We start from the raw sequence: 26,721 nt of genomic DNA, 5'->3' as shown, positions 1-26,721 counted from the left end.
ATTTTAAAACCATTCTTGTTGTATGAAAAAGGTATTTTCACTTTTCCTTATTGTCAGCTTTACAATGTTGTCGTTACAGGCACAGTTAAAAGCAGATCATCTCTTGACAGAGAACCTGCAGGATCCTGTTGGTATCGATATCCTCCAGCCACAGTTCAGCTGGCAGTTACAATCTGGTGAAAGAAATGTACAGCAATCCGCTTACGAGATACAGGCAGGCACAGAAACTGCTGCATTGGTAAAAGGAGAGGGTGCCTGGAAGACGGGAAAAATAAACAGCGACCAGTCAGCCCATATCACATACAATGGCCCTGCGCTGGTGGCAGGTAAAAGATACTATTGGCGGGTACGGGTATGGGATAACAAAGGCAATACCTCAGAATGGAGTAAACCAGCTTCCTGGCAAATGGCATTATTACAGCCTTCCGACTGGAAAGCGCAATGGATCGTACCCGGGGTTGATGATAGCACGTATGCGTCACCGTTATTTAGAAAACAATTCTCCTATAGTAAAAAAGTACGTTCTGCAACCGCTTATATTACAGCGCATGGCCTGTATGAAGCCCAATTGAACGGGCAACGTGTTGGTGATGCCTATCTTGCTCCCGGCTGGACCAGTTATAACAAACACCTGCAATACCAGTGTTATGATGTGACGAATCTTTTAAAACAGGGTGCAGCAGTAATAGCAGTAACACTGGGCGACGGCTGGTACAGGGGCAATTTTGCATTTGACAATAAAAGGAATATTTATGGTACGGATATCGCATTGCTGTTCCAGCTGGATATTGTTTATGCAGACGGCACCAAAGAAAGTGTTGTATCCGACAACAGCTGGAAGTCATCCACCGGCGCCATACGCTCCGCAGGTATTTATGCAGGCGAAACAATTGATGCAAGGCTGGAGAAAAAAGGGTGGACGTTGGCTGGTTACGATGACAGCAAATGGGATGCCGTAAAAACAGCTGATCTTTCAAAAACTGTTTTAGCAGCAGCTTACAACGAACCGATAAAAAAACACGAAACCATCCAGCCGGTTAAGATCATCACCACGCCTAAAGGTGAAAGGGTGATCGACTTTGGACAAAACCTCGTGGGCTGGGTGCAACTGAAAGTAAAAGGCAAGCCGGGAGATTCCGTAAAGATCTATCATGCAGAAGTACTCGATAAAAACGGGAATTTTTATACAGAAAACCTGCGGGGCGCAAAGGCAGAAGATATTTATGTATTGAAAGGAAATGAAGAAGAAATATTTGAACCGCATTTCACCTTTCACGGTTTCCGCTATGCAAAACTGGAAGGATATCCCGGCGAACTGAAACCAGAGAATTTTACAGCAATGGTATTGTATTCAGACATGAAACAAGCTGGCAGTTTTACTACATCCGATCCGTTGATCAACCAGCTGCAGCACAATATTGAGTGGGGATTAAGAGGGAATTTTTTAGACGTGCCCACCGATTGCCCGCAACGGGACGAACGCATGGGCTGGACGGGTGATGCACAGGCTTTCTTCCGCACCGCGACTTTTTTAAGAGGTGTAAATAATTTTTTCACCAAGTGGCTGAAAGATTTATCACTCGACCAGGTAAGCACCGGTAGTGTACCGCATGTTATCCCCAATCCTTTGGGTGATAAAGGCTGGGCAGCGGGTGGCAGTGCCGGTTGGGCAGATGCATCTACTATCATTCCCTGGCAGATGTACTTGGTGTATGGTGATAAACGCATACTGGAAAATCAATACAACAGTATGAAGGCCTGGGTGGGTTATATGCAATCGCAAAGCACCAACGATCTGTGGAATAAAGGCAGTCATTTTGGCGACTGGTTATTTTATACCATGGCAGATGATAACGATGGTAAATCAGCGATCACCAATAAATACCTGATCGCACAATGTTTTTATGCCAATTCCACTCAATTATTGATCAACGCTGCGAAAGTGCTGGGCAAAAATGAAGATGTGGCAACTTATACTGCTTTGCTGCAAAGAATAAAAGACGCTTTTCTGAAAGAATACACAACGGCAAATGGCGCTACGATGTCCAATACACAAACGTCTTATGTGCTGGCCCTGCAATTTGATATGTTGCCGGAGGCTTTACGGCAACAGGCGGCGGACAGGCTGGTGGCAAACATACGGGAGTATCGAAATCACCTGACAACAGGTTTTTTAGGAACGCCTTATCTATGCCATGTGCTGAGCCGTTACGGATATACCGATGTCGCATACACGCTTTTGTTGCAGCAGACATATCCATCCTGGTTATATCCTGTTACAAAAGGCGCCACCACCATCTGGGAGCGTTGGGATGGTATCCGCACCAATGGCGAATTTGAAGCAGTGACCATGAATTCCTTTAACCATTATGCGTATGGCGCCATCGGCGACTGGATGTACCGTGTGATGGCGGGCATTGACAACGAAGATGGAACAGTGGGATACAAACAGGTACGCATACAGCCGCATATCGGGGGAGGTTTTACAGATGTGGCCGCATCTTATGATACGCAATACGGCAAACTGATCTCTTCCTGGAAAATAGCCAATGGCAAATTGATATTGCAGACCGAGATACCTGCTAATACCACTGCAACTATCTACGTTCCTGTACAGGGCGATAATGAAGTAATGGAAAGTGGGCAACCGCTCAGTGCATCCAAAACAATACAAACCACCGGCAAAGAAAAAGGATACCTGGTGGTAAAAGTGGGTTCCGGCAAATACGAATTCAGTACAAATTATAATGGCAAATAAATGAAACGATCTTTAACAGCTGTTTTGTTGATGACTGTGATGCTGCCTATAAAAGCACAACAGGCCGTGGACAGTAATTTTCATTTGTACCTGCTCATAGGTCAATCGAATATGGCCGGTAGAGGTCCGCTTGATGAAGACAGCAAGAAAATAAATGAAAAGATATGGATGCTGGATTCCCTCAATAACTGGGTGCCGGCAAAAAACCCTGTTCATTTTGATAAACCGGATATTGCAGCAGTAGGCCCCGCTATAAGTTTTGCCAATGAAATGCTGCAGGGTAATAACAAAATAAAAATAGGATTGATTCCCTGTGCATGGGGCGGCTCGCCCATTAAAGTCTGGGAGCCGGGCGCAAAATATTTTGCGGCGCATCCTTACGATGATGCGATCAAAAGAACTGCAATAGCTATGCAACGTGGTGTGCTCAAGGGTATTCTCTGGCACCAGGGCGAATCGGATAATGATACTGCAAAAGCGACTGTTTATTTAGAAAAATTAAAAGCACTGATCAACAGGCTGCGCAATGATCTTCAACAGCCACAAGTACCTTTTATTGCCGGGGAGATCGGTTATTTCAATAAAGAAGATCATATCAATGCGGTCATCAATCAATTGCCACAGGCAATGCCGCTAACAGCTGTTGCCAGTGCAAAAGACCTTACTGATAAAGGGGATCACCTGCATTTCAATACGGCATCTGCAAGAGAATTGGGCAAACGTTATGCAGCAGCCATGAAGCAATTACAGCAAAAAGGTAAGGGTAAGCTGCAACCTGTGGTGGCACTGGGTTTTGATGATGCCGAAATTTCCCAATATACCATTGTGGCGCCGCTGTTGAAAAAATTTGGCTTTGATGCTACCTTCTTTGTTTGCGAAATGCCTTATAAAGCTCCCGGCGATTCTGTGTATTATATGAAATGGCCGCAGATCGCTGCATTATATAAACAGGGATTCGAGATCGGCAATCATACCGGGCATCATAAGAACATGACGAAGATGAACAGGGAAGAAATGCAAAAAGAGATTTCCTACATCGAAACAAAATGCAAAGAGAATGGTATCCCCAAACCCATTTCGTTCGCATACCCGGGCAATCGTTCCGATTCATTATCGCAGGTGGTATTAAAAGAAATGGGTTACCGGTTTGCAAGGGCAGGCGGCAGCCAGTATTACGATCCGCAAAAAGACCCGCCACTCGTGATACCCAGTTATACAATGGGCTCAACAGAAAAACTGGGCGAACGTACCTGGACCGCAATAAAGAACCTGCAACCGGGACAGATACTTGCGTTCACTATTCATGGTGTGCCTGATATAGCACACCCGGATTATACTACTTCTGAACAGGTTTTTACTGAATTTCTGCAGTACATGAAAGAGCACCAGTATAAAGTAATTGCAGTGAGAGACCTGCAGCAGTACATTCAATAATTCAATGCTTTGCCGATGATAAAATGTTGTATGGCCGACCGCAGGATACATAAAGCGGCATTCTTTATCTTAATGATATTGTGCTGTGATACGGTTTTGATGGCTCAAACTGTAAATGGAAAAATATTAAAAACAGTAACAGAACATAAAGGGCCTGTTATCAGCAGTACGCATCCTGATGTGCTCGCAAGTAATAATAAGTCGGGTTTTGAAACAGGGCAGGTGATCAAACTCAACGGGCTGTATCACATGTTTGTAAATGAAATGTTCGACCGTCCGCACCGCGACCTGCGCATCGCCTACTGGACAAGTACTGATGCGGAGAACTGGAAAAGACAATCCACCATTGTGAACAGCATACCCGGCAGAACGGCCACCAATCCACGTTCTGAAGTATGGGTAAGCACGGTGATCTTTAATGAAGAAGAAAATGCCTGGAATATTTTTTACGTGGCTTACCGTGCCGGCGACAGTACTAAAGGAGAAATAGCCGGAAATGATTATGAAGGAAGGATATGGCGGGCAAAATCGGTTATGCCTGGCCGTGAGGGTATTGCAGGCCCTTATGCCGATATGAGTATTGTATTGCAGCCCGATGAACATTCGCAGGCATGGGAAGGGCAGCAGGCGATCGCTTCTTTCTTTCCCTATAAAGTGAATAACAAATGGTACGCTATTTACGATGGCCATTATCATACACCCAAAGGTCCCTGGCCAGATGGAATGGCGTTTGCTGATAAGCTCAGCGGTCCCTGGACAAGGATGCCTGAAGGATTTAATCCCATTCCCATCGCAGATACCTTTACAGAAAATGCCGTGGTAAGCCGTTTAAAAGATGGGCGCTATATGATGGTATTTGATTCATTTGGCGACCAGGAAATAGGATACAGTCTTTCTACTGATGGCGTACACTGGGCAAAAGAGACCCGGGTGAAAGTACAGCGAAAAGAAAGTACCTGGGCGGAGAACGGGGATCATTTTACACGAACACCACTTTGCGCCATTGAAGAAGAAGATGGCACATTTACGGTTGTATATACCGCCATGATGCTGGTGAATGGCAAACGTTTTTATGCTATTGGCAAATGTTCAATGGCATGGCAATAAAACTTTACAAACAGTGCAGGATAATTGCAGCAGTGCATCCACTAATTTTACCTGTAAACGATCAACTGTATGAAAAAAACGCTTTTTACTTTTTTGATTTTCTGCATTACAAAGATTGTGTCAGCCGCACCACCGGCAGAGTTTAAGTTGATGGTCGCCCCGGCTACATTGGCTTCCAACCAGGTGACCGTTTTATGGGATAAGCAATATATTTCCGGCGCTTTTGAATATGAAGTGCTGCTCAACAGCAAAGTAGTGGGTGCCACCAATAAAACCAATTATACTATCACGGGTCTGTTGGCATCCACCCAATATGCTGTAAGTGTTCGTGCAAAAGGTTTTACGTCCGGGTTATTAAAATTCAAAACACCCGGTAAGGGCAAAATATTTAACATTACTCAATACGGAGCAAAAGCAGAACCCGGTTTCAAAAACACCAAAGCCATACAGGCTGCTATCAACGCCTGTACCACTGGAGGAACGGTATTGATCCCTAAAGGCGTTTTTGAGAGCGGCGCTCTTTTTCTTAAAAGTGATATGACGTTGTGCATTGAAAAAGGCGCGGTGCTGAAAGGTGCTGTTGATACATCGGATTATCTTCCATTGTACCTCAATCGTTTTGAAGGTTGGGAACTGGAAACCTATGCCAGTTTGATCAATGCCGGCACATTGAACCGCAACGGGTCTTATAATGTAAAGAACCTGCGCATTACCGGGGGCGGTACTATTGAAGGCGGCGGCAAAAAACTGGGCAACGACATGATATCGGCAAGGGGTATACGAAGCCGTGGCCGATTGATCTGCCTGATGAATTGCCAGGATGTATGTATTGCCGATCTTACGATACAGGAACCGCCCTGCTGGACCATTCATTACATCTACAGTGATAATGTAACACTGCAAAACCTGGTGATCAATACTTATGGCATCCGCAATGGCGATGGTATCGATCCGGATTCTTCTACTGATTCTTATATCTTCAACTGCAGTTTTGATACCGGCGATGATTGTATCGCCGTGAAATCGGGTAAAAATCCGGAAGGTTTTTTTGTAGCTAAACCCACTACTAATGTACGTGTCACCAACTGCGATTTTATCCGTGGGCATGGTATTTCCATCGGCAGCGAAATGAGCGGGGGCGTAAGTGATGTGCTGGTGCAGGATTGTAAAGCAGGTGCATTGATCAACGGCATGCAGATAAAAGGCACCAAAGAAAGAGGCGGTTATGTAAGAAATGTTACAGTTACTGATTGTGAATTACTGCAGATCACCGTGTTTTCAAAATTGAGTTATAATAACGATGGTGAAGCAGCACCTGAGCCTCCTGTTTTTGAAAATTTTACATTCAGGAATATCGACCTTTCAAAAGCTCCACTTACAAAGCCGGTTATTGATATCAACGGCTTTGCTGATCCGGTACATAAATTAAAAAACATACAATTCAGCAATATCACCTTGCCTGCCAAAGCCAGGGTGGTGGTGAATGATGCAGAAAAAATATGGTTTACAAACGTAGCCTGTACCGATGGCGAAAAGCCTGAATATGTGATCAATAACACTACCGGGGTTACATACGGAAAAGTGACGCAATAACGTGTTTTTTCGCAGGATGCAACAGGACGGATTAACTATATTGCAGGTTTAATTTACAAACCTTTAAACGATTGTATGTTGCGTAGACTTATTTTAGCGGCCTTTCTGTTTATATTCCTTTCATCAACTGTTTTTGCGCAAACAAAGAATAGCCTTGTTGTTGCCGAACAGGATGCTCCAGTTGCATTTCCTCTTTTTACAAATAACAGTACACCGGCTTTTTATTACGATAGTAAAGATGCCAAAGTAGTGCAGATAGCTGCAGAAGCTTTTGCAGGAGATATTAACCTTGTGTCGGGCAAAACAATAAAGCTGAATACTTCTGGCAATATTGCTGATGATTATGCCATCATTGCCGGCACTATTGGTCATGCAGCATTGATAGACGAACTGGTAAAAGCAAAACAACTGGATGTGTCGAAAATAAAGGACCAGTGGGAACGCTTTACGATCACTGTTATCAATCAGCCTTATAAAAAAGCAAAGAAATTACTGGTGATCGCAGGGAGCGACCGGAGGGGGACTGCTTATGGCATTTTTCATTTATCCAGGGCAATGGGTGTATCACCATTAGTGTGGTGGGCCGATGTGTTGCCTGCAAAAAAACAACAACTATTCGTTTCCGGTAATTATACCTCTGCTGCACCATCTGTACAGTACCGTGGCATTTTCATCAATGATGAAGATTGGGGCATGCAACCCTGGGCAGCTAAAAAAATGGATACAGATATTAAAGACATTGGTCCCAAAACTTATGCAAAAGTGTTTGAATTGTTATTGCGCTTAAAGGCCAATTATATATGGCCGGCCATGCATCCTTGCACAAAGGCATTTTATTATTACAAACAAAACCCCAAAGTGGCGGATGATTACGCCATTGTGGTGGGCGGCAGCCATTGCGAGCCCATGTTGCGCAACAATGTATGCGAATGGGCCGAGACCTACGAAGAAGAATACAAAAAGAAACCCGGCGAATGGCGCTATGATGTGAACCGTGATGAGATATATAAATACTGGGATGATCGTATCAAAGAAGCGGTGAATTATGAATCGGTATTTACGGTAGGTATGCGTGGTGTACACGATGGCAGTATGCCGGGCCCCAAAGATCCCAATGAAAAAGTAAAGCTGTTGGAAAAAGTGATCACCGATCAAAGAGAGATATTGCAAAATAATTTCAAAAAAGCGCCGGAAGCCCTGCCACAGATATTTGTGCCTTACAAAGAAGTACTGAGCCTGTACAGGCGCGGATTAAAGCTGCCGGATGATATCACCATTATCTGGCCTGATGATAATTACGGTTACATACGTCAACTCCCCGATGATACAGAACAGAAAAGAAGTGGCGGTAATGGCGTGTATTATCATTTATCCTATTGGGGCAGCCCGGCAGATTATTTATGGTTGAGCACTACATCACCAGCATTGATCGGTTATGAAATGAAGAAAGCGTATGATTACAATGCCAAAAAATTATGGGTGTTCAATGTAGGCGATATAAAACCTGCTGAACTGGAAATGCAGTTTGCAATGGATATGGCATGGGATATCAATACTTATGATCCCGCTAGTGCATCTGCCTATATAAAGCAATGGGCAACTGCTGCGTTTGGTACACAGGCAATGGATGATATTGCGGCAATAAAACAATCGTATTATTCCCTGGCCGCAGCAGGTAAACCTGAGCATTTGAATATGCTGAAATTCACTGCGAAAGAGATCAATGAAAGATTGGAAGCCTATCAAAAGCTGGAAGATATGATGAATAGTTGTGCAGCAAAGATACCGGCCACTTTAACGGATGCCTTTTACCAATTGATAAAATACCCTGCACAGGGGGCTGCCCTGCTGAACAGGAAGATATTGTACCAGCAACTGGCACAATTATCCTTACAACAAAACCAGGCTGCAGAAGCAAAAGAATACCTGCAGATGGCACAACAGCATTTTAATATCATACAGGAGATAACGGAAAGGTATAACCGCTTTACGGCACTGGGCAAATGGAACGGCATGATGGACTGGAAGCCCCGCAATCAAAAAGTATTTAATGCGCCGCCTGTGCTCGACAGCCTGAAACCAGCCAACGATTCTGTATGGACCAAAAAACAGTACCGCGAAGGGCAGCGGGTGGCCATTGTTACAGCACAGCAATTGTACAACAGTAAATCGGTTGCAGGTTGCACACTATTGAATGGAGTAGGTGTAAGTGGCGCAGGCCTTAGTCCTTCAGCTGCAAAAGCCAGTATCGCTTATAAAACAAAACTGAATGCGGGCACTTACACCATCGTGGTAAAATGTTTGCCCACATTTGCAATGGAAAAAGAAAGATTATTGCAATACAGTGTTTCATTCAATACCGGCGCTGCACAAACCGTAAATGTAAATGCCGAAGCAGAGACCAATACCTGGAAGGAGAATGTGTTGCAGGGATTTTCTGCAGGTGAAACAACCCTGCCATTGACCACCAGTGGCATTACCGCCATCAATATTGAACTGCTCAATAAAAATATCGTATTGTCACAAATAGAGATCTACAAGGTAGATTAATAAATTAATTAAATAGAATGCAAAAATCGCCGGTTGCATGCTGTTCCGCAGGAACAATTTATCGGTAGAATATAAAATGAAAAAAATAATCGCATCGATCATTTGCATGTGGGTTTTGGGATCACATGCACAGCAAAAGCAAATTCAGTATTTAAGCGGCACAGATACCAAACACACCACACAATGGGATTTTATGTGCACCGCAGGCCGCAACAGTGGTGAATGGAAAAAAATAGCCGTACCCAGTTGCTGGGAACAACAAGGTTATGGCAATTATAATTACGGAAGAGATTATAAGACCAACGGAAAGAATTTTCGTTTTTATGATGAAAAAGGAATGTACAAATACAGTTTTAAAGTAGCCCCCTCATGGAAGGATAAAAAAATAAACATCGTTTTTGATGGCAGCATGACCGACACAGAAGTAAAGATCAATGGTAAAAGCGCCGGCGCCATTCACCAGGGAGCGTTTTACCGTTTTAAATATGATATCACCTCCCTGCTGTATTTTGATAAGCCTAACACACTGGAAGTGACCGTAAGTAAAATGAGCGCCGATGCCAGTGTGAACAACGCAGAACGCCTGGCAGACTATTGGGTATTTGGCGGCATCTTTCGCCCGGTGTTTTTAGAAGCGATGCCGAAGCAGTATATCGATTATGTTGGTATTGATGCAAAAGCGGATGGAAAATTTGCCATGCAGGTATGGCCAAAAAATCTGGCACAAAATGCAGTGGTATTAACTACCATTACAGATGCTAATAAAAAAGTGATCGGCACCGTAAAAGCGCCGGTTGCAAAAACGGATGAAAGTATTGTAGTGAATGCTGCAGTAAGCGGTATCAAAACATGGACATCCGAAACACCCAACCTGTACAATGCCAATATTGTGTTGCAGGATGCAACGGGAAAGAAATTGTATGAGATGAATGAAAAATTCGGATTCCGTACAATAGAAGTGCGGTATGGAATGGGCGTATACATTAATGGTGTGCAAGTAAAGATGAAAGGTACCAACCGTCATTGTTTCTGGCCGGAAACAGCCAGGGCATTAAGTGATGATCAACAACTGAATGACGCATTACTATTAAAGGAAATGAACATGAACGCAGTGCGCTGTTCGCATTATCCGCCGGATGAATATTTTTTGAAAGTGTGCGACAGCATTGGTATTTATGTATTGGACGAATTGGCGGGTTGGCAGAAATGGTATTCCACTAAAGCGGGCGAACCGTTGGTAAAAGAAATGGTGCTGCGTGATCTCAATCATCCATCCATTATTTTCTGGGACAATGGAAATGAAGGTGGCACCAATAAAGAACTGGATGATGATTTTGTAAAATGGGATTTTCAAAAAAGGCCGGTGATACATCCGCACCACCGCCCGGGCAACCAGTTCAATGGTATTGATTGCAATCACTACGAAGATTATTACAGCACACAAAAAATACTGAATGATTCACTGATCTACATGCCAACAGAATTTCTGCATTCGCAGGACGATGGTGGCGCAGGCGCAGCAATGGAAGATTTCTGGAACCTGCACTGGAAGTCGCAGAAATCGGCCGGCGGATTTATATGGGCCATGATAGATGAAGCGGTTGTAAGAACGGATATGAACAATGCCATTGATGCCAACGGGTTAAATGCCAATGATGGTATCATGGGGCCGCACAGGGAGAAGGAGGGTAGTTTTTATGCACTGCGACAAATATTCTCACCCATCAGGTTAAACCTGCCGCTGGAATTGCCTGCTAATTTCAACGGACAGGTAGAACTGGAAAACCGCTTTCATTTTTTAAATGCCAGTCAATGCACGTATTACTGGGCGCTGGTAAATTACAGCAAGCCATTCGATCGCTTTGATGGATATATAGTTCAGCAAAAAGGAACGGCGACAGCACCTGATATTGCAGCCACAAAAACAGGCGCATTGCAATTGAACCTGCCCAGTGATTATAAAAATTACGATGCCCTGGTGATAGTGGTAAAAGATAATTTTGGAAAAGAACTGTACAAATGGACAGCGAAGATCAAAACCAATGCAGCCATCATCAGCAACTTTGTTACAGCAAAAACAGATGCTGTAAGTGTAAAAGAAACGGATACAGTGTATACCATCACCGGTGGAGATATAAGTATCACATTAGATAAAAAGACAGGCAACCTGGTCACGTCAAAAAATACTTCTAATGATTATACATTATCCTTCAACAATGGACCGGTGCTGGTAAAAGGCAATGCAACAGTCATTGCAGGAAAAACCTATAAGGAAAACAATGATCAGGTAGTGGAATTTACGTACAGTGGCGACATGAAATATACCAAATGGAAGATCAACAGTAGCGGATGGGTAACACTGGAATATGAATACAGTGCCAATGGAGACCTGCCATTTGCAGGCATCAGTTTCAACTATCCTGAAAATTATATAATCGGCAGCCGCTGGCTGGGCAAAGGGCCTTACCGCCAATGGAAGAACCGCCTGCAAGGCACTGAAGTGAATGTGTGGGAAAATATTTATAACGATACCAAGACAGGTTATGCGCCACATATTTATCCCGAATTCAAAGGCTATTATGGCGAAGTGAACTGGATGGAACTAAGCACCGTGGAAGGCAAATTGTATATCGCCAGTAAGGACAATGGATTGTTTGTACGTCTCTTTGATTTTTATGCATTGAGCGCTGCGGCCAAACCACATCCTGAATTACCAGTGGGTAATATCTCTTTTTTAGACTGCATTCCTCCAATAGGTACCAAGCTGGCAACGGGATTAAATACCAATACCAAAGCGCTGGGGCCATTAAGTGAACTGAATCATTTGAACGGCAGTAAACAACGCACTTTGTATTTTTATTTCGGTATGCCTAAAACAACCGATAGTAAGGAAGCCTATAGCAGGCCTGCAGTGGATAATGTGTTTTAATGTGGAATAAAAATGAATGAACACAAAAATATACTGGATACATCAATTTGAAAACAATGCCCGGCTGGGTATAATGGCCAGGCCCCGGGGCAATGATTGGCTGGAAGATGAAATAAACAATCTGGAGAATCATCAAGTGGGTGTATTGGTTTCTTTGCTCGAAAGTGAGGAAATATATGAATTGGGTCTTGAAAAAGAAATCCATCTGTGTCGTCAGAAAGGGATAAACTGTATAAATTTCCCGGTAAAAGACAGGGGCGTCCCCGACAGTAATGAAAAAGTACATGCTCTGATCAATCTATTAGCAGCAAAATTGAACGAAGGTCACTCTGTTGTGGTGCATTGCAGGATGGGCATCGGAAGATCGTCAATAATCGCAGGTGCAATTTTGCTAAGGTATCAATCAAGTGTAAATAATATTATAGATAATATAATCCGGGTGCGAGGACTTAATGTACCCGATACGGACGAGCAATTGCAATGGCTGAAAAGACAATAAAAGCATGTCATTTATTGCTCAGTATTTTTTAACGGTCTTAATACCCGCTTTTCTTTTTCACCTCAACTTTTTACTTTAAATTGTTGCAATGTTTAAAGGTTGTTTATCTACAATATTTTTATTGATTGCATCAGTGGTTTTGGGGCAATCGGTAAAGACTGTCCGAACGGTGTATGTGGACAGTGGCTGGGCCAATAACTCTGTCAATACCGTAGTGTTCCGCAAAAATTCCTTGTGTACCTATAAGAACACGCAATACATTTCTTTTTATAATAAAGAGGGTTGGGTGGTATTGGGTAAACGAAAGTTGGGTACAACAAAATGGGAGTTAAATACAACCGCTTTTAAAGGTGATGTGAATGATGCCCATCGTTCCATCAGCATCATCGTTGATGGCGAAGGATATTTACATTGTTCCTGGAATCATCATGGTAATAAACTGCATTACAGTAAAAGTATTGCGCCCGGATCTCTGCAGATGAGTGGCGAGGTAAGTATGGCCGGTATTGCCGAGACCGATGTGACTTACCCGGAATTTTATTTGCTGCCCAATGGAAACCTGTTATTCCTTTACCGTGATGGACAATCAGGGCAGGGTAACCTGGTGATCAACCGCTATGATACCAGGATGAAAAAATGGGAACAACTGCACAGCAATTTAATTGATGGCGAAAAACAACGCAATGCATACTGGCAGGCCTGTGTGGATACCAAGGGCATTCTTCATGTATCGTGGGTATGGCGCGAAAGCCCGGATGTGGCCAGTAATCACGACCTGTGTTATGCAAGATCAACAGATGGAGGTGTAACATGGGAAAACTCGAAAGAAGAAAAATATAACTTACCTATCAACGCAACCACTGCAGAATACGTTTGTCGCATACCACAAAAAAGCGAACTTATCAATCAAACGAGTATGTATGCAGATGAAGATGGTAATCCATTTATAGCCACTTATTGGAAAGATAAAGGAGACAGTATTCCGCAATACCATATTGTATACCACATCAATGATCAGTGGAAAGTATCGAATACAGGTTTCAGGAAAACAGCCTTCAGTTTAAGCGGTGCAGGTACCAAACGGATCCCGATCAGCCGTCCACAACTGATCAGTTTTAAAAACCGGGATACACATGCAGTTATCTTATTGTTCCGCGATGAAGAAAGAGGCAATAAAGTTTCTGCAGCCATCAATAAAAATATCAATGCAGGTGAATGGCAGGTAAAGGATATAACGGAGCAACCGGTAGGTTCATGGGAGCCAACATTTGATACAGAATTATGGAAGCAGCAAAAGCAACTGCATCTTTTTGTTCAGTATACCGATCAGAAGGATGGAGAAGGGAGGGCGAATATTCCGCCGCAGCCAGTTTGGGTAATGGAAATAAAAATCAAATAATCATGAAGATAGTTGGTAGTTTTTTTATCGCTGTATGTTTATGTACACAATCTTTTGCACAGGTAATTAAACATGATAAGAATTTATTGAGAACCATTGATAAGAATTTTATTGATGCGGCCGCACAATATAAATTCTTAGCTAAAAACCTGCCTCCTGATAAATTTCCCAAAACTTATTTTCCAACAACAGGAAAATATGAATTCAGTAATTCCGGCTGGTGGTGCAGTGGTTTTTACCCGGGCACTTTATTATACCTGTACCAGCAAACAAAAGATACCGCTTTATACAATGAAGCAATGCGGATATTGGTACCATTGAAAAAAGAACAGTTCAATAAACGTACGCACGACCTGGGATTTATGATGTACTGTAGTTTTGGTAATGCCAATATGATAAGACCTTCAGAAGAGTACAAAGAAATATTGTTAAACAGCGCCAGGTCTTTATCAACAAGGTTCAATCCAAATGTAGGCTGTATCAAATCCTGGGATGGTAAACCGGGAGAGTTTATTGTCATCATCGACAACATGATGAACTTAAAATTATTGTTCTGGGCCACGCAGGTAACCGGCGATTCTTCTTTTTATAAAATAGCCGTATCGCATGCCAATACTACTATGAAAAATCATTTCCGGGCAGACAACAGTTCCTATCATGTATTGAATTATGATTCTGCAACCGGCGCTGTGCAACAAAAGAAAACTGCCCAGGGATATGCGAATGAATCGGCATGGGCACGTGGACAGGCATGGGGCTTGTATGGTTATACCGAAACCTACCGGGAAACAAAAGATAAAAAATACCTAGAACAAGCCAATAAGATAGCGTCATTTATTTTGTCAAATCCAAACCTGCCCGCAGATAAAATTCCTTATTGGGACTTTAATGCACCTGATATCCCGAACGCATTAAGGGATGCTTCCGCAGCTGCGGTCATGGCTTCGGCATTTTTAGAACTAAGTGATTATGTAGATAAGCAATTGGCTAAAAAATATTTTAAAACTGCTGAAACCATTTTAAAAAATCTTTCAACGGAAAAATATAAGGCTGCTACCGGAGCCAACGGCGGTTTTATTCTGCAGCACGGAGTGGGGCATATGCCTAATAAAACAGAAGTGGATGTGCCATTAACTTATGGCGATTATTATTTTGTGGAGGCAATGGAGAGGTATAAAAATTATATTATTGTAAATGTCAATTAAACCTGGTAGAATAATGAAGAGATATGTTGTTCTTGTTTTTTACATACTAGTTGTATATTTCAACGCTAATGCGCAAAAATCCGCTCACAGCTTTGCATTGGGCGATTCTGTTTTTTTACTCGATGGCAAACCGTTCCAGATGATATCAGGAGAGATGCACTATCCCCGTGTACCCAGGGAAGCCTGGCGCCAGCGCATGCAAATGGCCAAAGCAATGGGATTGAATACTATTGGCACTTATGTATTCTGGAACCTGCACGAACCACAAAAAGATCAGTTTGATTTTACAGGCAATAATGATATTGCAGCATTTGTACAAACAGCAAAGGAAGAAGGATTGTGGGTGGTGCTGCGCCCGAGCCCCTATGTATGTGCCGAATGGGAATTTGGCGGGTACCCGTACTGGTTACAAAACGAAGAAGGATTGACTGTAAGAAGCAAGGAAACAAAATACCTGGCTGAATACCGGAAGTATATCAATGAACTGGGAAAGCATTTAGCACCTTTGCAGGTAAACCATGGCGGCAATATATTAATGGTGCAGGTGGAAAACGAATATGGTTCTTATGATAAGGATAAAGCGTACCTGGATATTAACCGAAAGATGTTTATTGACGCCGGCTTTGACGGATTGTTGTACACCTGCGATCCTGTAAAGGATGTAAAAGACGGGCACCTGGATGGTTTACTACCCGCAGTGAACGGTACTGATAAACCTGCACAGATAAAAGAACTGGTGCGGAATAATCACGATGGTAAGGGACCTTACTATGTTGCAGAATGGTATCCTGCCTGGTTTGATTGGTGGGGCACCAAACATCATACCGTGCCTGCAGAAAAATATACACCCGGACTGGATGCAGTACTATCTGCTGGCATCTCCATCAATATGTATATGTTTCATGGTGGCACCACCCGTGGCTTTATGAACGGTGCTAATTACAACGACCGTAATCCTTACGAACCACAGATCAGCAGTTACGACTATGATGCACCGCTGGATGAAGCAGGTAACGCTACGCCTAAATTCATGGAGTTTCGCAAAGTGATCATGAAATATTTACCGGATGGCACTACACTACCCGAAGTGCCGGCTGCAAAACCGGTAATGCAATTGCCTGCGATCCATTTTACACAATCTACCAGCGTATTTGATATTTTGCCAAAAGCAACCGGCAATGCCACCCCTTTAACTTTTGAAGCGCTGCACCAGGATTATGGATTTGTATTGTACCGCACTACTTTGGCAAATGCAGCATCCGGGCTTTTAAAAATAAAAGACCTGCGGGATTATGGCATTGTATTTATCAATGGTAAGCGGGTAGCGGTTTTAGACAGGCGGTTAAAACAGGATAATGCGAATATCGATATACCCAAAGGAAAAGTAACCCTGGACATACTGGTGGAAAACCTGGGGCGTATCAATTTTGGCCCTTATCTTTTAAAGAATAAAAAAGGTATCACCGAAAAAGTATTGCTGGATGATAAAGAAATAATGAACTGGCAGATGTATTCGCTTCCTTTTGATGATATCAATGCTATTAAAAACAAAGCAACCAAAAATACAAACGATGCACCTGTTATAAAAACAGCCAGCTTTAATGTAGAAAATGTAGCAGATACTTATTTTGATATGAGCAACTGGGGCAAAGGTGTATTGTGGGTGAATGGACATAACTTAGGCAGGTATTGGCAGGTAGGCCCGCAGCAAACTATTTATGTACCGGCAGAATGGTTGAAGAAAGGAGAAAATAAAGTAACCATACTGGAATTGATAAAGCCCGGCGAAACGCTTTTGCAAAGCGTAACACAACCTGTGCTTGATAAATTGAATAAATAAACACATTCTTAAAAGCCATTAAAATATAAGCTGATGATAAGAAAAATGTTGTTGCCTCTGCTGATTTTTTTTATCAGCGGCCTGCAGGCGCAGCAGGCGAGTACAACAAGAAATGTATGGCTCAGATACCTGGATAAGATAGCAAGGCCAGTATTGACCAATCTTGCCAATAATACTTTAAAAGAAAAAATGCCCCTGGTATTATCCGAAAGAGTGGATAATAAAGTTGCAAGAACCAAAGCATCTTACCTGGAAGCATTTGCAAGAACACTCTGCGGCATTGCGCCCTGGCTGCAATCGGGAGAAGGGGATAGTAATGAAAAAAAACTGCGGGATGAATACCGGCAGCTGGCATTAAAGTCGTTGGCCAATGCCGTTGACCCCAATGCAAAAGATTACCTGCAATGGTCGGGCGGACAACCGTTGGTGGATGCTGCATTTCTTTCATTAGGATTGATACGCTGCCCCTGGTTGTGGGAAAATTCAGATACTGCAACACAACATAAGATACAGGAAGCATTGTTGCTGACGAGGAACACAGTACCTGCATACAGCAACTGGCTTTTGTTCACCGCGATGATAGAAACATTTTTCTGCAATTATAATCTGCCTTACGATAAAGTACGCATCGATTTTGCAGTAAAAGAATTTTCCAATCACTGGTATGTGGGTGATGGTATGTTCTCCGACGGCATGGAGTTTCATTTGGATTATTACAACAGTTACGTGATACAGCCTTACCTGCAGTGCATTGTAAGTGTGATCAATAAAAAAGACAGCAGCTACAAAATATTTGCACCGAAGCTGAATAAAATTTCCAAACGCTATGCCGTGATACAGGAAAGGATGATCAATACCGACGGCAGTTTCCCGGTCACAGGAAGATCCATCACCTACAGGGGCGGTGCCTTTCACCATTTGGCCAACATGGCTTTATTGCACCAGCTGCCTGGAGAACTGGATGCTGCGCAGGTAAGGGAGGCGCTTACTGCGGTATTGAAAAAAACACTGGATGCACCGGAGGCATTTAATGATAAAGGCTGGCTCAATATCGGTTTGTATGGATCGCAGCCGGGACTGGCCGAGGGATATATCAACACGGGCAGCGTATATTTATGCTGCCAGGCATTTTTGCCATTGGGCTTACCGGCCACAGATGAATTCTGGACCAAACCCGCCGCACCGTGGACAGCAGTAAAGATATGGAGCGGACAAAATGTGCAGGCCGATCATTCGATCGAATAACAGTTAAGCTGCTTGAAAATACATACCGTTCAAAAAATAAAAATGAAAAGAAAAACGATTTGCTTGTTTGTTTTGATCATTAGCGTGATCAGTAATTCATTTGCACAACAGGGCCTCATCACCAATATACAGGCCAGAAAGACCACCAGCTTGAATGGTGTATGGCAATATATTGTAGACCAGTATGAGACCGGCTTTTACGATTACCGTTTTAAAGAACGTGCCGCCAGCGATGCAGAAGCATACTGGAATAATCCCGTGCAGGTAAATAGGTGGGACAGGAAGGAGCACGGCTATAATGCAAAGTATTCCATCAAGGTGCCCGGCGACTGGAATTCGCAGGACCCTAAATTTTTGTATTACGAAGGAACATTATGGTATCAACGCACATTTGATTATACTAAAACAAATGCCGGCAATCATCTCTATATTTATTTTGGCGCTGTAAATTATAAAACAGACGTGTACCTGAACGGCAGAAAGCTGGGTGCACATAAAGGAGGATTTACGCCATTCAATTTCGAGATACCGGATACCCTTTTAAAACCGACCGGTAATTTTTTAGTAGTGAAAGTGGATAACAAACGCTACGCCGATGAAGTGCCCACATTGAATACCGACTGGTGGAACTATGGCGGCATTACCCGTGATGTATTGCTGGTGGAAGAACCACCTGTTTATGTAGAAGATTATACATTACGGTTGGAATCGACAAAAGCAATTGATCCTAAAAATACGATTATAGAAGGAAGGATAAAACTGAATACAGCTTCCACGCAACAGGTGCTGGTGGAGATACCGGAATTAAAAATAAAGAACACGGTGACTGTAAACGCAGGTGAAGCAACATTTAAATTTCCTGTAAAGAATTTACAATTATGGTCGCCGCAAACGCCGAAACTGTATGAAGTGACCATTACACTGGGAGAAGAAAAAATAAAAGATAAGATCGGGTTTAAAACCATTGAAGTGGTTGGAAAAAAAATATTGCTGAATGGCAAACCTTTGTTCATGCGGGGTATATGTATACACGAAGAAATTGCAGAAGATGTAAGAAGGGCGTACAGCAAAAGCGATGCAATAAAATTACTGGGCTGGGCAAAAGAGTTGAATTGTAATGTGGTTAGGCTGGCGCATTATCCGCACAATGAAAATATGACCCGTACGGCCGATTCACTCGGCTTGCTGGTATGGTCGGAGATACCGGTGTACTGGACGATACAATTCACCAATCCCGAAGTATTGCAGAAAGCAAAACAGCAATTATCTGAAATGATCACGAGGGATAAGAACCGTGCCTGCATTATGATATGGTCGGTAGGCAATGAAACACCGGTGAGTGAAGCAAGAAATATTTTTATGCGGGAGCTGTTGCAAACCGCCAAAAAAACTGACAGTACAAGACTGGTTTCAGCAGCGCTGGAAGTACATTACAATCCGGGGGAAAATTTGATCAATGATGAACTGGGTAAATCCACCGACCTAGTTTCTATTAATGAATACCTGGGTTGGTACAATGGATTGCCGGATAATTGCCGCACCGCACAATGGAAGACGGTGTATGATAAACCACTTTTCTTCAGCGAAACAGGAGCTGAGGCAAAAGGCGGCTTTCATGCCGATTCGCTCACCCGCTTTAGCGAAGAATACCAGGAATGGTATTTTAAAGAACAGGTGGCCATGATGAAGCGCATGCCGGATAATTATGTAGGGTTCTCTCCCTGGATATTGGTGGATTTTAAATCTCCCCGCCGCAATAACCCGGTGTACCAGGAAGGATGGAACACCAAGGGCTTGATCGATAATCATGGTAAAAAGAAAAAAGCATTCTACATCTTAAAAGCTTATTACGATGAGATGCAAAAGTTGTACGAAAAATAACCCGTAAATTAAGTAGGATGGAAGGGAGGTATAAAATATATAAGATAGTAACGGTGATGTGTGTACTATTTTTTGTGCAAACAACTGTTTTGGCACAGGATAGTAAAGTGTATATGTTTGGCTATTTTAATAATAATGGAAAAGATGGCCTGCACCTGGCATACAGCAAGGATGGTTATCGCTGGACGGCATTGAATAAAGACAGCGCTGTGCTGAAACCCATGGTGGCAAAGGATAAACTGATGAGGGATCCCTGTATCATTAAAGGAGAAGACGGGCTTTTCCACATGGTATGGACGGTAAGTTGGAATGACAAAGGAATTGGCTATGCCAACAGTAGTGACCTGGTACATTGGAGTGAGCAGCAATTCATACCTGTAATGAAAGGGGAGGACAGTGCCCGGAATTGCTGGGCGCCGGAGATCACTTATGATAAAAAGAACAGGCAGTACATGATCTATTGGGCCACCACCATTGCGGGAAAATATAAAATGGATACGGTGGTAGAAAATGGTTACAATCATCGTTTATATTATGTGACCACCAAAGATTTTAAAACCTTCAGCAAAACAACCTTATTATACGACAAAGGCTTTAATGTGATCGATGCCACGATAGTGCCCGATGGCAAACAATACGTAATGTTCTTAAAAGATGAAACAAGGTTACCACCGCAGAAGAATATCAAGATCGCCTATAGTAAAAATTTGACCAAAGGATTTTCTGCACCATCAGCACCCATCACCGGCAATTACTGGGCCGAAGGACCGACCACTTTAAAACTGGGTGATACCTGGATCGTTTATTTTGATAAATACAGGGATCATAAGTATGGGGCGGTGCAATCCACCGATCTGAAAAACTGGACAGATGTATCGGATAAAATATCATTGCCGAAGGGCATAAGGCATGGCAGTATATTCACTGTATCGCAGGCGGAACTGGATGTTTTATTGCATATGTAGTGTGTGACAGTGGTAAAGTTACAACCGGCAAAAATTAGTATTTGTGTAACCCCTTGTCGTCATATATTAAGTATAAACTGTCGTAATTAAGCCTGAAGCCTTCACAGTTGCCGTATTCAGTAAGGCAATCTTTAGAACCCGTTAATTGTAATGTAGCATAATTGTAAGTGTTCTGCCCCGCAAACCTGTCTGCAATAGATAGAATTTTAGGTGTATCGGTGTTGTCAAGAGAAAAATATAAACCGGGTTCTAATGATGTGAAAGATATTTTGTTTTTTGCCTGGGTCTTCTTATTAAACAGTGTAATTGTTTTGTCAATGTCAAAATCCTGGAACCCTGTAATATCCGGGTCAATTCTGAGTTTGATCTCTAAACTGTTGTTGATGGTATAGCTGTAATGTTCTACCCAAAATAATTCCCTGAAGCCTTTATAACAAGGATAACTGAGTAACAGCAGGATCAATATTATTTTATACTTCTTTTTCAATACTATAAAATTACCGGCATATTATTCTATCGCTTTCACCCTGCTTATCAGGAAACTGATGCCCAGCCCTAAAAAGGCAATCGTCATGAAGGAGTATTTTAAACCTGCCAGCTGTGCAATATAACCGATCAATGGCGGGCCCATCAAAAAGCCAAGAAAACCAACACTACTCACAGTGGCAATGGCCATTCCTTTTGATATCTTCAGATCGGCCTTGCCTACGGTACTGTATAATAGAGGAATGATACTGCTAACGCCAAAGCCCACTATTAAAAAACCAATAGTAGCCGGAACCACATAAGGAAAAAGCACGGCGATCATCATACCGGAGAAAATAAGCACGCCGCTTACCTGTACCATTCTTTTGCGGCTGAATTTTTCGGCTAATTTTCCACCGGCAAATCTGCCCGTTGCCATCGTTGCCATAAAAGAAACATAACCATAAGACACTAAGAAACCTTCTGTCTTAACCACCTGTTTAAAATATACACCGCTCCAGTCGAACATACAACCTTCGCAGCTTAAACAACAAAAAGCAATGATGCCCAGTTGTAATAATAAACCATGGGGCATACGGATACGCTTAAACGAAGTAGCTTCCCTGTTTATAGGAGTATTTAAAAGATATTTTACAAATACGAGTGCAAGGATCGTTACAAAAACTGCTATAATACAGAAGTGCAGGTAGGGGCTTATCTGCAGCTTCATCATCAAAAGCCCGGTTATGGCACCAAGGCATCCTGCAGCGCTCCAGGCGCCATGAAAAGAGAACATGATCGGCCGGCCATACAATGCTTCGGCATTCACACCCTGGGTGTTCACAGAAATATTACACAGGTTACCACAGATACCAAATGCAAACAGGCACAATGCCAATTGCCAGGGAGCAGTGACCAAACCAATATTGGTGAGTGTAAAAGCATACAGGATAATAGCAATGCGGACCACTTTTTTACTGCCGAAGCGGGTAACGGCTCTTCCGCTGAAAGGCATGGTCAATAATTGCCCGATAGGCAAACCCAATAAAATGCTGCCTAACCCTGCTTCGCTCAAATGCAGGGCTGATTTGATATCGGGAATACGGCTGGCCCAACTGGCAAAGCAGATGCCCTGGCAAAAAAAGAAAACAGAAACTGCGATGCGTATCTGGAGTTTGGAATATTGCGGTAAAGTGGCTGTACTGATCAATTTGTGTAGTAATGACACAAAGATACTTTAAAAAAAATCCATTCAAAGCAAGAAACGCCCTATAGGCCGGGGCGCTCACCTGCACCTGGTGCAGTTGCGACCCGGACTATAAGACACTTCCACTCTCCATAATACTGATCAGCCGGATTTACAACCGCAAACAGGCAGGAGATTAAAAAATGATTAAAGTTTACACATCGATCTTCAAGCAGCCCCGGAAAAGCATTATCGCGGGAAATTCACCACCAGGTCTTTCATCTCTTTTCTTACTTTAGGCGCTTTGGCTAAAAAGTCATTGGCTTCATCGCGGTACCCCAATACCATAATGGCCACGCTCTTTACACCCAGGTCTTTCAACCCTAAAATTTCGTCGAAGGCCGCAGGATCAAAACCTTCCATAGGAGTAGCATCCACTTCTTCGTTAGCTGCTGCAATCAAAGCCGTGCCCAGTGCAATGTAAGCCTGTCTTGCAGCCCAGTTAAAGTTGGTGGCTTCGTCACGGGCGACAATTTTGTCCAGCAAAACTTTTTTAAAGTCTGCCAGGCTTTCCGCAGGTATTTTTTTAACAGCAGCCTGCAGGTTGATATAGTCTTCTACATGCTGTGCAGTAAGATTTTCATACGCTGCAAACACCAGCAGGTGCGAAGATTCGGCGATCTGCGGCTGGTTGAAAGCAGCAGGCTGCAATTGTTTTTTGATCGCTTCATTCTCCACCACGATGATCTTATAAGGTTGTAAGCCTGCAGATGATGCAGACAAACGGGCAGCTTCTAAAATATTATCCACTTTTTGTTGTGGTACTTTGGCGCCGGTCATTCTTTTAACCGCGTAACGCCAGTTTAATTTGTTGATGAGTTCCATTATTTATATTTTTTAATTGGTATTAAAATTCTTTATTACGGCGGTTTTTATGTTCCGTAGGAACAACTCATGGGTAACAGAAAGCCTCTTCTGTCTCCATCGTTCCGTAGGAACGTCTCGTGCCGACAGCCGGCTCCAAGCTTACACTTGCTTACATTACCACACTGCACCGGAATAAAGGCCTTTACTTCTATACTGGAAGCATGCATCCAGGTCGCATCCTCCGTTCCGTAGGAACGTCTCGGGCCTGTTGCCACCCAAAGCCTTTTCCCAACTACAGCATTATACCGCCACAGAAAGCCTGCCTTGCTTATACAGGAATACGTTCGACACCAGTAACACCGCCAGGAATATCACCGGCATAATTATATACTGCGTAGGATCGCCGCTGATGGCATGAGCGATACTGGCCGAAATAAAAGTGATGGCAAAACCTGCATAAGCCCATTCCTTGATCTTGACAGGCACTTGCGGAATGATGAGCACCAAAGCACCGATGATCTTGGCGATTGCCAGCTCCACGCGGAAATAATCAGGAAAACCGAGGTGTTTAAAAGCCGCTGCAATTTCCGGTTTGGCCATATAGTTGTAAGCACTGAAAAGCATCATAAAGCTGATAATGCCCGTGGCTATCCAGTAAACGATCTTATTTGTTTTCATTTTTTTGATTTTATTAATTGAACTGTCTTGTTTTGTACCGCAAACTTATGTACATTTACTTTCTAATAGATAGTACTATACTTTTGGAAAGTGCTATCCTTCAGTATAGTGTTTAAACATTGAATTATGTCATTAACAAAAAGAAGACCGCAGGAAGACCATAAGAATTGTATGGGCATGTTGTTGCCGGTAAGGGATGCCCTGGACTTTTTAAGCGGTAAATGGAAACTGCCGATCATCATATCGCTTTCCTTCGGCAACAAAAGATTCAAGGAATTATCGGCAGATGTGCAGGGCATCACCGATAAAATGCTGTCCAAAGAATTGCGTGACCTGGAGCAAAACCAGTTGGTAAAACGTACGGTATACGACAGTGTGCCGGTAAGGGTGGAATACTCCCTCACCGATTACGGCAGCTCACTCGACAAAGTGATTGTAGAATTACGGGAATGGGGCGTACAGCACCGCAGGCGCATCATGAAAAAGCAGTCCTAAGGGTCGGGGCGCTCACTTTTGCAACGCAAAAAAGCGACCTGAACCGTTCCTCTTCAACACTTATTATCCTGCCCTCATTCTCAGGATACAACAGGATACCCCCTTATCCTTTATAATGTACTTTACAAGCTTAACCATTGATTGCTATGTATACAAAGAATTGCTTAAAGTACCTGTGTCTCATCATTGTGTTTTGCTCCGGCAAACTGGCTGCCCAAACGCCTGCAATGGATTGGGTAAGTAAAGTGGGGGCTAAATCATATCCTGCTTCCAAAAAAATATTCAGCGTGAACGATTATGGTGCGGTAAGCGACACCAATGTTGTAAGTACCAAGGCCATACAAAAAGCCATTGATGATTGCGCTGTAAAAGGCGGCGGTATTGTAACCTTTAAGCCGGGCATGTATGTCAGCGGCAGCATCTTTGTAAAAACCAACGTGGTATTACAGATCGATAAGGGCGTATTGCTGCTCGGTTCGCAGAATTTTGATGACTATCCCGATATCAACACCCGTGTGGCAGGTATGGAAATGGTGTGGCCTGCTGCCCTCATTAATTTAATAGACGTAAAGAATGCCGCCATTACCGGTAAAGGCATTGTGAATGCAAGAGGAAAATTCTGCTGGGATAAATACTGGCGCATGCGCAAAGAGTACGATGCCAAAGGGCTGCGCTGGATAGTGGATTATGATGTAAAAAGGGTGCGGACCGTACTGGTGCAGCGTTCTGAAAATATCACTGTAAAAGAATTGACATTTAAAAACGCCGGTTTCTGGACGGTGCAATTACTCTATTCCAAACAGGTAACAGTGGATGGTATCATTATTAAAAACAACGAAGACGGCAGTGGTCCCAGTACCGATGGCGTGGATATAGATTCTTCTACCTGGATACTGGTGCAGAACTGCGATATTGATTGCAACGATGATAATTTTTGTTTAAAAGCAGGCCGCGACTGGGATGGTTTAAGAGTGAACAAACCAACAGCCTACGTGGTGATCCGCAAGTGTATGGCGAGGAGGGGAGCAGGACTGGTAACGCTGGGCAGCGAAACATCCGGCGGTATCAATCACATACTGGCAACCGACCTGTATGCAAAAAATACGGATAACGGCCTTAGGGTGAAATCTGCGTTTACCCGTGGCGGTGTGGTCGAAGATATTTATTTCCAGAATTGTGTGCTGGATTCGGTACGCAATGTTTTCCAGTTCAATCTCAACTGGTATCCTGCGTACAGTTATTCCGAATTGCCTAAAGGATACAATTATGATTCTATTCCTGCTCACTGGAAATCGATGCTGCAAAAAGTAACGCCGCCTGAAAAAGGCATCCCGACAGCAAAGAATTTTTACATCAATAACATTAAAGCCACCCACGCAAAGCTGGTATTTGATGCTGTAGGATACCCGCAATCCACTTTAAAGAATTTTGTATTCAGCAACAGCACGGTTTCGGCAGCTGTATTGGGAACCATGGAATATATTGAAGGATGGAAGTATAATAATTTTAATTTAAGCGTGGATAAAGCCGCCCCGCCTGCAAAAGTAGAGGGGATTGAAAATCAGGAACGCCTGAAGTAATTTTACTATGAATAATTTTGATACAAAAAAGTATGTTTTACATAG

General features: G+C 43.0%; 19 protein-coding genes. 15 read left to right on the top strand and 4 right to left on the bottom strand.

What is annotated here, in order from left to right; all coding sequences use genetic code 11:
- The first annotated feature begins 22 nt into the window (after positions 1 to 22).
- The 13 genes from QM738_RS23400 to QM738_RS23340 all read left to right on the top strand — a co-directional run bounded on the left by QM738_RS23400 (position 23) and on the right by QM738_RS23340 (position 21,405).
- The gene (locus tag QM738_RS23400; protein ID WP_462279190.1) at positions 23 to 2,758 is read left to right on the top strand and encodes a family 78 glycoside hydrolase catalytic domain; all 2,736 of its coding nucleotides are present in this window, start codon (positions 23 to 25) and stop codon (positions 2,756 to 2,758) included.
- A complete protein-coding gene (locus QM738_RS23395; RefSeq protein WP_462279189.1) occupies positions 2,759 to 4,192 on the top strand; it encodes a sialate O-acetylesterase in 1,434 nt (477 codons plus the stop codon).
- Positions 4,193 to 4,207: 15 nt separating this feature from the next.
- Positions 4,208 to 5,299: a hypothetical protein gene (locus tag QM738_RS23390; protein WP_462279188.1), complete on the top strand. Its 1,092-nt coding sequence runs from the start codon at positions 4,208 to 4,210 to the stop codon at positions 5,297 to 5,299.
- 69 nt (positions 5,300 to 5,368) lie between these two features.
- Positions 5,369 to 6,892: a glycosyl hydrolase family 28 protein gene (locus QM738_RS23385; protein ID WP_462279187.1), complete on the top strand. Its 1,524-nt coding sequence runs from the start codon at positions 5,369 to 5,371 to the stop codon at positions 6,890 to 6,892.
- A gap of 75 nt (positions 6,893 to 6,967) precedes the next feature.
- The gene (locus QM738_RS23380) at positions 6,968 to 9,442 is read left to right on the top strand and encodes a glycosyl hydrolase 115 family protein (protein WP_462279186.1); all 2,475 of its coding nucleotides are present in this window, start codon (positions 6,968 to 6,970) and stop codon (positions 9,440 to 9,442) included.
- Between the two features lie 76 nt (positions 9,443 to 9,518).
- Entirely contained in the window at positions 9,519 to 12,371 is a 2,853-nt protein-coding gene (locus QM738_RS23375; protein WP_462279185.1) for a glycoside hydrolase family 2 protein, read from the top strand.
- Positions 12,372 to 12,387: 16 nt separating this feature from the next.
- Positions 12,388 to 12,870, top strand: coding sequence for a protein-tyrosine phosphatase family protein (locus QM738_RS23370; protein ID WP_462279184.1), 483 nt, complete (start codon positions 12,388 to 12,390; stop codon positions 12,868 to 12,870).
- A gap of 88 nt (positions 12,871 to 12,958) precedes the next feature.
- Positions 12,959 to 14,269 carry a BNR repeat-containing protein gene (locus tag QM738_RS23365; protein WP_462279183.1) on the top strand — a complete coding sequence of 437 codons (1,311 nt, stop codon included), beginning with the start codon at positions 12,959 to 12,961 and terminating at the stop codon, positions 14,267 to 14,269.
- 2 nt (positions 14,270 to 14,271) lie between these two features.
- Complete coding sequence (locus QM738_RS23360; RefSeq protein ID WP_462279182.1) at positions 14,272 to 15,474, top strand: glycoside hydrolase family 88 protein; 1,203 nt, start codon at positions 14,272 to 14,274, stop codon at positions 15,472 to 15,474.
- 13 nt (positions 15,475 to 15,487) lie between these two features.
- Positions 15,488 to 17,314 carry a glycoside hydrolase family 35 protein gene (locus tag QM738_RS23355; RefSeq protein ID WP_462279181.1) on the top strand — a complete coding sequence of 609 codons (1,827 nt, stop codon included), beginning with the start codon at positions 15,488 to 15,490 and terminating at the stop codon, positions 17,312 to 17,314.
- A gap of 33 nt (positions 17,315 to 17,347) precedes the next feature.
- Positions 17,348 to 18,559 carry a DUF2264 domain-containing protein gene (locus QM738_RS23350; RefSeq protein WP_462279180.1) on the top strand — a complete coding sequence of 404 codons (1,212 nt, stop codon included), beginning with the start codon at positions 17,348 to 17,350 and terminating at the stop codon, positions 18,557 to 18,559.
- Positions 18,560 to 18,601: 42 nt separating this feature from the next.
- A complete protein-coding gene (locus QM738_RS23345) occupies positions 18,602 to 20,440 on the top strand; it encodes a glycoside hydrolase family 2 protein (protein ID WP_462279179.1) in 1,839 nt (612 codons plus the stop codon).
- Positions 20,441 to 20,457: 17 nt separating this feature from the next.
- Positions 20,458 to 21,405 carry a glycoside hydrolase family 43 protein gene (locus QM738_RS23340; protein ID WP_462279178.1) on the top strand — a complete coding sequence of 316 codons (948 nt, stop codon included), beginning with the start codon at positions 20,458 to 20,460 and terminating at the stop codon, positions 21,403 to 21,405.
- A gap of 34 nt (positions 21,406 to 21,439) precedes the next feature.
- Here the strand turns inward: QM738_RS23340 and QM738_RS23335 are convergent, their stop codons facing one another.
- From QM738_RS23335 to QM738_RS23320, 4 genes are all read right to left on the bottom strand, one after another.
- Positions 21,440 to 21,892: a hypothetical protein gene (locus QM738_RS23335; protein WP_462279177.1), complete on the bottom strand. Its 453-nt coding sequence runs from the start codon at positions 21,890 to 21,892 to the stop codon at positions 21,440 to 21,442.
- A 21-nt stretch (positions 21,893 to 21,913) separates the two neighbouring features.
- The gene (locus QM738_RS23330; protein ID WP_462279176.1) at positions 21,914 to 23,098 is read right to left on the bottom strand and encodes an MFS transporter; all 1,185 of its coding nucleotides are present in this window, start codon (positions 23,096 to 23,098) and stop codon (positions 21,914 to 21,916) included.
- A gap of 207 nt (positions 23,099 to 23,305) precedes the next feature.
- The gene (locus tag QM738_RS23325) at positions 23,306 to 23,941 is read right to left on the bottom strand and encodes an NAD(P)H-dependent oxidoreductase (RefSeq protein WP_462279175.1); all 636 of its coding nucleotides are present in this window, start codon (positions 23,939 to 23,941) and stop codon (positions 23,306 to 23,308) included.
- 282 nt (positions 23,942 to 24,223) lie between these two features.
- Positions 24,224 to 24,601: a DoxX family protein gene (locus tag QM738_RS23320; protein WP_462279174.1), complete on the bottom strand. Its 378-nt coding sequence runs from the start codon at positions 24,599 to 24,601 to the stop codon at positions 24,224 to 24,226.
- A gap of 126 nt (positions 24,602 to 24,727) precedes the next feature.
- Between QM738_RS23320 and QM738_RS23315 the strand changes: the two genes are divergently transcribed.
- Positions 24,728 to 25,096, top strand: coding sequence for a winged helix-turn-helix transcriptional regulator (locus tag QM738_RS23315; RefSeq protein ID WP_462279173.1), 369 nt, complete (start codon positions 24,728 to 24,730; stop codon positions 25,094 to 25,096).
- A gap of 146 nt (positions 25,097 to 25,242) precedes the next feature.
- Positions 25,243 to 26,676 carry a glycoside hydrolase family 28 protein gene (locus QM738_RS23310; protein ID WP_462279172.1) on the top strand — a complete coding sequence of 478 codons (1,434 nt, stop codon included), beginning with the start codon at positions 25,243 to 25,245 and terminating at the stop codon, positions 26,674 to 26,676.
- Positions 26,677 to 26,721: the final 45 nt, after the last annotated feature.

Source organism: Ferruginibacter sp. (genome assembly GCF_049840995.1).
Classification (GTDB): Bacteria; Bacteroidota; Bacteroidia; order Chitinophagales; family Chitinophagaceae; genus Ferruginibacter.
The sequence above is the reverse complement of the archived record's forward strand: the minus strand, read 5'-3'. Positions and strand labels throughout refer to the sequence as shown.